Here is an 8,445-nt window from a genome sequence, read left to right on the forward strand (position 1 = left end):
TAATCGGAAAGACAATGCATTATGTGATAAGTGGTCAAGGCCCAGTAGTTATTCTCATTCATGGTTTGTTTGGCGACCTTGATAACCTCAAGGCTTTAGGCAAAGAACTCGAAGAGCAATTTACTGTTGTTCGCATTGATGTGCTTAATCATGGAAGTAGTCCACGAGTTGCCAGTATGAACTACCAATCACTGGCAGACAGTATGGTAAAACTGATTGAGGAGCTTGACTGTAACCAGGCAATTTTAATTGGTCATTCAATGGGGGGCAAAATCGCCATGGCGACAGCGCTCAGTTACCCGCAATTGGTGAGTAAACTCGTCGTTGCCGATATTGCGCCCGTAGCTTACCAAAGCCGTCACGACAAAGTGTTTGCTGCACTGGAGTCTATGCCAATAAACGAGTTAAAAGATCGCCGCCAAGCACTTACGCATATGCAAGCATGTGATGTCGACGACGGCACGGCACAGTTTTTATTAAAGTCTTTAACTCGGGCGGAGCAAGGTTTTAGCTGGAAGATGAACCTAAAAGGTTTGAAGACAAGCTACGCTGATATTATCGATTGGCCAGACTTTTCACGTAATTACCAAGGCCCTTGTCTCTTTGTTCGAGGTGGTGATTCAGATTACGTTACTGCGGAGCATAGACACGCTATTATGACTCAATTCCCAACTGTGAAAGCAAAAACTATCGAGGGGACAGGCCATTGGTTACATGCGCAAAAACCCGCCATATTTAATCGAATAGTTAAAGATTTTATAACCGCCAATTGAAGCACATTTCACGCCAGAAAGACGTAAAGCATATAGCCGCTCGAAAACTTATATGGTATATTCGCGCAACTTTTTTTGGCCTAGGAGGAAATGGCAAATGCTAATGCAATATATGGAGCAGATTGAGTCGCTTGGCTTAAACCTGTTTTTTGCAGCCATTTTCTTTTTTATTGGTATGGCCATTCGAGATGTACTCAAACAGGGTAATGTCCCAACGTTTGGCCGTAACATCGTTTGGCTCGTTTTATTTCTCGGCTGTGCCGGGTTTATTGCAAAAGGGATTATACAGATGACCTGGGAAGGCTCAGGCATCGGGTAAATACGAACTCAATGGCAAAAGAAACATCAGATAGAACCACCATTGATCTGTTCGCAACAGAAAAGCGACGTGGTCGGCCCCGCAGCAATCCTTTGCCACGGGACCAACAGCTCAAAATTAATAAAAGAAATCAAATTCAGCGTGATCGAGCGAACGGATTAAAACGAATAGAGTTAAAGGTGTCACAAGATTTGTATGACGCCTTGAATGAACAAGCTTTGGCCAGTAATATCAGCCGCAGCCAACTAATCGAATCTATACTGCAAAAGCTGGTTAGTAACTAAGCCACTTTAAATGCACGCATACCATTAATAGTTAACTAGATATTAAAGGAACAACAATGGCAACTGTAGGTCTTTTTTTCGGGTCTGATACAGGCAACACCGAAGCCGTCGCCAAAATGATCCAGAAAAAACTGGGCAAGCAAATGGTTGAGGTGAAAGATATCGCCAAAAGTACCAAGGAACAAATTGCAGATTACGATCTGTTAATTTTCGGCATTCCAACTTGGTATTATGGTGAAGCACAATGTGACTGGGATGATTTTTTCCCTGAACTTGAGCAAATCAACTTCGAAGACAAGTTAGTCGCAATCTTTGGTTGTGGCGATCAAGAGGATTACGCTGAGTACTTCCTTGATGCAATGGGCATGGTCAACGAAATCGTTGAAGCTCGTGGCGCTATCGTAATCGGTCACTGGCCAACTGAAGGTTATGATTTCGAAGAATCAAAAGGTTTAGCAGACGACAAGCATTTTGTTGGCTTAGGCATCGACGAAGACCGTCAGCCTGAATTAACTGAAGAGCGTGTTGACGCTTGGGTTAAGCAGATCTACGAAGAGATGTGTTTAGCTGAGCTTGAAGACTAAATTTCAAGCTCTGTTTAAGCCTTATTGCGAGTCTTAAGCATCAAGTTTAACAACAAGATCCATGACTAATCACAGCAATGTGTTTGATTGACCTTAGTAAAGCGGCATATTTTTATGCCGCTTTTTTGTCTTAAATATTTAGCTTGATAGGCTTTGTAACGTTAAGCCGATGATGAGAGTTTTTAATATATGGCAACTCATAATGCCTGTGGGCGTTGGGACATTTTCTGTGCTGTAGTTGATAATTATGGTGACATTGGTGTTACCTGGCGTTTAGCCAAGCAATTAGCACAAGAGCACCAGCTTGCTATCACTCTCTGGGTTGATGATTTAAAAAGCTTCTCTCATATTTTGCCCCAGCTAGATCCTGGCTTAATGACTCAGATTCATTCGAATATCACGATCAATCAGTGGAGTCAGCCTTCAGTCGTAGACTACCAAGTCGGCGATGTCATCATTGAAGCCTTTGCTTGTGAATTACCCGAGCAAATTAAACATACCCTTGATACTTTACATATAGCGTATAAAAACGATCCGCAAGCCGTGAAACCGCCGTTGTGGTTAAACCTTGAATACCTAAGTGCAGAATCTTGGGTCGAAGGATGCCATGGTTTACCCTCCATGCAGACTAGCGGGATAAAGAAGTATTTTTACTTCCCTGGATTTAGTGATAAAACTGGCGGACTCATTTGCGAAAAGACACTTTTAGCAGATCGGGAACGTTGGCAACTTGATTCACAGAACAAGCAAGAACTGTTTACATCTTTAGGATTATCTGGCATTGACCAGGCTGATACGGTTGTTAGTGTGTTTAGCTATGAATCTGATGCGTTATTAGGCCTTTGCCAACTTTGGCAAACAAATAGTGCTAAGACACATGCGTTAATTCCAAAGGGAAGAAGCCTCAATAGCTTGCAAGCGATACTTCCCTGCTCTGTTGATGAACTAACACCAGGCATGCAAATTCCACTTGGGAATTTGCTTATTCATATTCTGCCAATGACAGATCAAGAGGGCTATGACAAGCTACTCTGGAGCTGCGACTTTAATATAGTTCGTGGCGAAGATTCGTTTTTGAGAGCTCAATGGGCTGCAAAACCGTTCATTTGGCACATATATGAGCAAGAAGAGGACTATCATCTAATAAAATTAGATGCCTTTATGCAGCTTTACTGTAATAATCTGCCGCCAGAATTAGCGATTAGCTGGAAAGCGCTTAACCTTGCCTTCAATAAAGAGCAAGCAGCACAGACCTGTGAAAACTGGCAACAACTTAATTTAGCTGATTTGCCATTGCAGCAACACGCAAAGCAATGGCCAATCGATGCAATAAATGATGTAGATCTTGTTTCTCGACTAGTTCAATTCGTCAAAAATAGCTAAGATACTACGTTTAAATAGAAAAAACCTAAAATAGGAAATAGTGTAATGAAAACTGCTCATGAACTCCGTCCTGGTAACGTGATCATGTTAGATGGCAGCCCATGGGTTGTTCAAAAAACTGAAACAACTCGTTCTGGCCGTAACGCTGCTATCGTTAAATTAAAGCTTAAGCACGTTCTACAAGACTCTTCTACTGAAAGCACCTTCAAAGGTGAAGACAAGATGGAAGATATCATTCTAGAGCGTCTAGATTGTACTTACTCATACTTTGCTGATCCTATGTACGTATTCATGGATGCTGAGTACAACCAGTACGATGTTGAAGCTGAAAACCTAGGTGATGCATCTGCATACATCGTTGATGGTATGGAAGAGAATTGCCAAGTAACTTTCTACGAAGGTAAAGCAATTTCAGTTGAACTTCCAACTTCAGTTGTACGTGAAGTAACATACACAGAGCCTTCAGCTCGTGGTGATACTTCAGGTAAAGTAATGAAGCCTGCTACCATCACTGGTGGCGGTACGCTAAGTGTTGCTGACTTCGTTAAAACTGGCGACATGATTGAAATTGACACTCGTACTAACGAGTTCAAGAAGCGCGTTTAATTTTTTAAACCCCGCTTTATAAAGCCAGCGTCTTCGCTGGCTTTTTTATTGGCGCATTAGTAAAGTCTAAAAAACTCGATCCAGCTAGCAAATAATACATTTAGTCTTTAAACAGTAATAATACACAAACAGCCATACTAACGACTACACCAGAACACCCTCGCAGAGCTAAACACCAAAAAGCTCATTCCCGACCGTCCCGAGTAGACCGATCCTCTTTTAAACCCACTTGAATCAGTGAATTAATCCTTTATTTGTTGTTTGAATTTAGCTATTGTGCCTGCAACAAAGTCAAAGAAGTGTTTGACTCGTATTTTTAGCATTTTCGAGGTGTAGATGCGCCCTATTATCAAATCCAACAAATTAGATTCTGTATGTTACGACATTCGCGGTCCGGTACATAAAGAAGCCCGTCGTCTAGAAGATGAAGGTCACCGTATTCTTAAACTAAATATCGGTAACCCAGCCCCATTTGGATTTGAGGCTCCGGAAGAGATTGTTCGTGATGTGATTTTAAACCTGCCAAGTGCGCAAGGTTATTGCGAATCAAAAGGGTTATTTTCAGCGCGTAAAGCGATTGTGCAGCATTATCAATCACAAGGGATCTTCGGTGTAGACATTGAAGACATTTATATCGGTAACGGTGTATCTGAACTGATTGTTATGGCAATGCAAGGCCTGCTAAATAGTGGCGATGAAGTGTTGGTTCCTTCACCTGATTACCCGCTATGGACTGCTGCAGTTCACTTATCTGGCGGTAAAGCACAGCATTACCGCTGTGATGAGGAATCAGATTGGTTCCCTGATCTTGAAGATATTAAGAGCAAGATCACCCCAAGAACTCGCGGTATTGTGCTAATTAACCCGAATAACCCAACAGGTGCTGTCTACTCAAAGGAACTCATCCTTGAAGTTATCGAGCTTTGTCGTCAAAACGATATGATTCTGTTTGCCGACGAAATCTACGATAAGATCTTGTACGATGAAGCGGTACATATTCCTGCAGCGAGTCTATCAGACGATATCTTAACCGTTACCTTTAATGGTCTGTCAAAAGTTTACCGCGCAGCAGGTTTCCGTGTGGGCTGGATGATGCTAACCGGTAATTTAAAGTCTGCTAAGAGTTATATCGAAGGATTAGATATGTTGGCATCAATGCGCTTGTGCGCAAACGTACCAAGCCAACATGCGATTCAAACAGCATTAGGTGGTTACCAGAGTATTCAAGAGTTAGTGCAACCAGGTGGCCGTTTACGCGTACAACGTGATGCCTGTGTTGAAATGCTCAACTCAATTCCTGGTGTAAGTGTTAAAACACCCAAAGGCGCTTTATATGCATTTGCCAAGTTAGATCAAAAGAAATTTAACCTACGCGATGATGAGCGTTTAGTACTCGACTTACTAAAAGATCGTAAAATATTACTAGTACAGGGCTCAGCATTTAACTATCCAGAACCTGATCATGTTCGTGTAGTATTTTTGCCATACAAAGAAGAACTGAATAAGGCCTTGTCTGAGTTTGGTGATTTCTTAGCTGACTATAGACAGTAACTACTAATAAAAAATTAGTAAGCTACTAATAAAACACAGTAAAATAAAACGACCTTAGGGTCGTTTTTTGTTTTCTAACTATGCTAATCTGAAATGGTTCAACTCCTAACTTCAAAGGGATCCGATGAGCCACCTATTTGCCCACCTAGCAAGAATGAAATTAATTCAACGCTGGCCTCTAATGTACAATATTAGAACTGAAAATGTTCAAGAACATTCGCTGCAAGTCGCCATGGTCGCGCACTCTCTCGCCTTAATTAGCAACAAAAAATTTGAAGGAAACTACGATCCTTACCAAGTTGCGACTATTGCAATCTTCCATGATGCCAGTGAGATCCTCACAGGTGATCTGCCAACTCCGGTTAAGTATTTCAATAAAGAGATAGAGGCTGAATACAAAAAAATTGAAGCCATCGCAGAGCAACGCCTGCTTGAGATGGTGCCCGATGAGTTTAAAGAAGATTATCAAGCTCTGCTTACCAGTGAACATGCCGATCAAGAATATAAGGCATTAGTTAAGTCTGCCGATACCCTATGTGCCTATCTTAAATGTCTTGAAGAAAAGCGAGCTGGTAATACTGAATTTAATACAGCACAAAAACGACTAGAACAAAGTCTTAAGAACGACCCTAATCCAGCAGTCAATTATTTTATTGAGTGCTTTATCCCAAGCTTTACCCTAGATCTCGACGACATAAATAAGCTTCTTTAACCGCTTGAGGAATAGCTATGACACACTTGGTATGGAATGAAAGACGCCTAGGGGAAGATAAACAAAGGCGAAATGACCATAGAAGCCCGTACCAACGCGACCGTGCACGGATCCTTCACTCTGCAGCCTTTAGACGTCTTCAAGCAAAAACCCAAGTATTGGGCGTAGGTATGAACGACTTTTATCGTACACGCCTCACCCACTCTTTAGAAGTATCGCAAATAGGTACAGGCATAAGAGCGCAACTTAAACAGAAACAACCACAACATAACCCGCTGCTCGATTCAATGAGCCTTATCGAATCTTTGTGTCTTGCCCACGATATCGGTCATCCACCTTTTGGTCACGGTGGCGAGGTGGCGCTCAATTATATGATGCGGAGGCACGGGGGCTTTGAAGGCAATGGACAGACTTTTAGGATCTTAACTCGGCTTGAGCCTTATACAGAGCATTACGGCATGAACCTTTGTCGTAGAACACTATTGGGAATTTTAAAATACCCAGCACCATACTCTCAGCTCTGTAGTGATACTCCCGATGTGATAGTTGATGATTTTAGGCAACTAAAACCCTCGCAATGGCCCCCCGTAAAAGGTGTTTTCGACGATGACGTCGAGATCTTAGATTGGGTGTTAGCGCCACTTTCACAGCAAGACAGAGCCTTGTTCCTATCGAGTCATGTTGTTAAAGAGGCAAAACACAAACGTACCCGCTATAAATCGCTAGATTGTTCCATCATGGAACTTGCCGATGATATTGCCTATGCCGTACATGACTTAGAAGACGCCATAGTGATGGGGATTGTGAGTGAACAGCAATGGCATGCGGATGTATCACTGCCGCTTTCGCAAAGTCATGACCCATGGTTAAAAAATGAATTCTCTACCATCAGCCAGCGGCTATTCTCCGCTAAACACCATCTGCGTAAAGACGCTATCGGTACCTTAGTCAATGGCTTCGTTACCGCAATTTCGATTATAGAAGTTGATGGCTTTGAAGATCCGTTATTACGATATAACGCCGCACTTGAACCCGCTTTCGATGAAGCATTGAGTATTTTGAAGCAATTTGTTTATAAGTACGTGATCCGCAAGCCTGAGATCCAGATGCTCGAATATAAGGGGCAACAGATAGTGATGGAGTTGTTCGAGGCGTTTATCTCAGATCCAGAGCGACTGCTTCCACTCAATACTCAGGAACGTTGGCTTGCTAGTGAAAACCTAGGAGAGAACAGTCACAGAGTGATTGCCGATTACATCTCTGGCATGACTGACGGGTTTGCAGCAAAATTACATCAACATCTGTTTAGTGCTAAATCTCATTCTATGATGGATTTTAACAGCGATTTTTAAGCTTATTCCTAGTTATTGGCTGTTATTGATTGTCATTGCTAGTCTTAGAAATAAAAAAGGCACTCTCTGTGCCTTTTTTATTCATCATAAATGCTTGCCAATTAACCCGGGTAGAAACCTTTAACGCCAGCGGCAATGACTTCGATACCAATAGATAACATTAACAAACCCATTAAACGGGTGATCACGTTAATCCCTGTATTACCTAGCAGCTTAAAAATGATTGGTGCCATTCTAAACAGTAAAAAGCTCAACACACCAAACACAATGATGGCAATGGACATGCCAATCAAGTTTTCTAAACTATTATGCTCAGCTGACGATACGATAACAGAACTAATCGCACCCGGGCCTGCCATTAATGGTAAAGCCAATGGAACAACTGCAACTGAATCCATTGCAGAGGCTTCTCGCCCCTCTTCCTTGTTACGCTTTACTTCACCTAATTTACCTTGAAGCATCGACATAGCAATGATAGCAATCAGGGTTCCGCCCGCAATTCTAAAAGCTGACAAGGATATGCTAAACAGGTTCAGAATGTGTTGACCGGCAAATATTGTTACCAGCAAAATGACAACTACAGCAAAGTTTGCCACTTTAGCTGTCTGGTTACGCTCAGCTTCGGTCTGGTGGCTGGTTAAGCTCACAAAAACCGGTAATAAACCAAAAGGATTAATTATCGCAATTAAGCCGAGAAAAAATTTAACATAAAGTGTTAAATCCACCGTCGTTTCCTCAACGCACCCAAGGCGTTATTTGTTCATAAAAATGTGGCGCTACTCTAACTCATGACCCTTAAAACAAAAAATGAGATTTTCTATCCCAAATCACAACTTTGAATAATATTTTGTAATTAACCTTGAGTATTATTAACTCCACAC

At 41.9% G+C, this 8,445-nt stretch carries 10 protein-coding genes; 9 read left to right on the top strand and 1 reads right to left on the bottom strand.

Annotated features, from left to right (window positions below; translation table 11 throughout):
* Nucleotides 1-14: 14 nt before the first annotated feature.
* The 9 genes from K5Q73_RS10025 (at nucleotide 15) to K5Q73_RS10065 (ending at nucleotide 7,564) form a co-directional block, all read left to right on the top strand.
* Entirely contained in the window at nucleotides 15-773 is a 759-nt protein-coding gene (locus tag K5Q73_RS10025) for an alpha/beta fold hydrolase (RefSeq protein ID WP_220760743.1), read from the top strand.
* 97 nt (nucleotides 774-870) lie between these two features.
* Entirely contained in the window at nucleotides 871-1,092 is a 222-nt protein-coding gene (locus K5Q73_RS10030; protein WP_220760667.1) for a DUF2788 domain-containing protein, read from the top strand.
* Nucleotides 1,093-1,103: 11 nt separating this feature from the next.
* Nucleotides 1,104-1,376 carry a LexA regulated protein gene (gene ybfE, locus K5Q73_RS10035; protein ID WP_012155288.1) on the top strand — a complete coding sequence of 91 codons (273 nt, stop codon included), beginning with the start codon at nucleotides 1,104-1,106 and terminating at the stop codon, nucleotides 1,374-1,376.
* 56 nt (nucleotides 1,377-1,432) lie between these two features.
* Complete coding sequence (gene fldA / locus K5Q73_RS10040) at nucleotides 1,433-1,960, top strand: flavodoxin FldA (protein WP_220760669.1); 528 nt, start codon at nucleotides 1,433-1,435, stop codon at nucleotides 1,958-1,960.
* A gap of 189 nt (nucleotides 1,961-2,149) precedes the next feature.
* Nucleotides 2,150-3,343, top strand: coding sequence for an elongation factor P maturation arginine rhamnosyltransferase EarP (gene earP / locus K5Q73_RS10045; RefSeq protein ID WP_220760670.1), 1,194 nt, complete (start codon nucleotides 2,150-2,152; stop codon nucleotides 3,341-3,343).
* A gap of 45 nt (nucleotides 3,344-3,388) precedes the next feature.
* A complete protein-coding gene (efp, locus tag K5Q73_RS10050; protein WP_220760672.1) occupies nucleotides 3,389-3,949 on the top strand; it encodes an elongation factor P in 561 nt (186 codons plus the stop codon).
* Nucleotides 3,950-4,285: 336 nt separating this feature from the next.
* A complete protein-coding gene (locus tag K5Q73_RS10055; RefSeq protein ID WP_220760674.1) occupies nucleotides 4,286-5,500 on the top strand; it encodes a pyridoxal phosphate-dependent aminotransferase in 1,215 nt (404 codons plus the stop codon).
* A 124-nt stretch (nucleotides 5,501-5,624) separates the two neighbouring features.
* Nucleotides 5,625-6,212, top strand: a complete 588-nt coding sequence (gene yfbR, locus K5Q73_RS10060) for a 5'-deoxynucleotidase (RefSeq protein ID WP_220760676.1) — start codon at nucleotides 5,625-5,627, stop codon at nucleotides 6,210-6,212.
* A 17-nt stretch (nucleotides 6,213-6,229) separates the two neighbouring features.
* A complete protein-coding gene (locus K5Q73_RS10065; protein WP_220760678.1) occupies nucleotides 6,230-7,564 on the top strand; it encodes an anti-phage deoxyguanosine triphosphatase in 1,335 nt (444 codons plus the stop codon).
* Nucleotides 7,565-7,665: 101 nt separating this feature from the next.
* Here K5Q73_RS10065 and K5Q73_RS10070 read toward each other — a convergent pair whose 3' ends face one another.
* Nucleotides 7,666-8,289: a YchE family NAAT transporter gene (locus K5Q73_RS10070; protein ID WP_220760680.1), complete on the bottom strand. Its 624-nt coding sequence runs from the start codon at nucleotides 8,287-8,289 to the stop codon at nucleotides 7,666-7,668.
* Between the last annotated feature and the right edge of the window lie 156 nt (nucleotides 8,290-8,445).

The sequence above is a fragment of the Shewanella sp. MBTL60-112-B2 genome, from assembly GCF_019655055.1.
In the GTDB taxonomy this organism is placed as follows: domain Bacteria; phylum Pseudomonadota; class Gammaproteobacteria; order Enterobacterales; family Shewanellaceae; genus Shewanella.